Annotated in this window: 1 pseudogene; it reads right to left on the reverse strand. The window is 69.6% G+C overall.

From position 1 onward, the window contains the following. Positions 1–432 (reverse strand): annotated as a pseudogene (locus DBV35_RS29260) (DNA-directed RNA polymerase subunit alpha); the annotation flags it as partial. Positions 433–447 lie beyond the last annotated feature (15 nt).

Here is a 447-nt window from a genome sequence, read left to right on the forward strand (position 1 = left end):
GTCCACGTTCAGCCCGCGGGCCAGGCCGAACAGCTCGACCAGGGTCTTGCCGGCCGAGGCCAGCGCGTCCCGCGGGGTGATGGACGGCTTCGACTCGACGTCGAGGATGAGCTTGTCGAAGTCGGTGCGCTGCTCGACTCGCGTGGCCTCGACCTTGTAGGTCACCTTCAGCACCGGCGAGTAGATCGAGTCGACCGGGATACGGCCGATCTCGGCACCGGTGGCCTTGTTCTGCATCGCCGGGACGTACCCGCGGCCGCGCTCGACGACGAGCTCGACCTCGAGCCGGCCCTTGTCGTTGAGCGAGGCGATGTGCAGGTCCGGGTTGTGCACGGTGACACCGGCGGGCGGGACGATGTCCCCCGCGGTGACCGCACCCGGGCCCTGCTTGCGCAGGTACATCGTCACCGGCTCGTCCCCCTCGGAGCCCACGACGAGCTCCTCGAG

Source organism: Acuticoccus kandeliae, assembly GCF_003073115.1.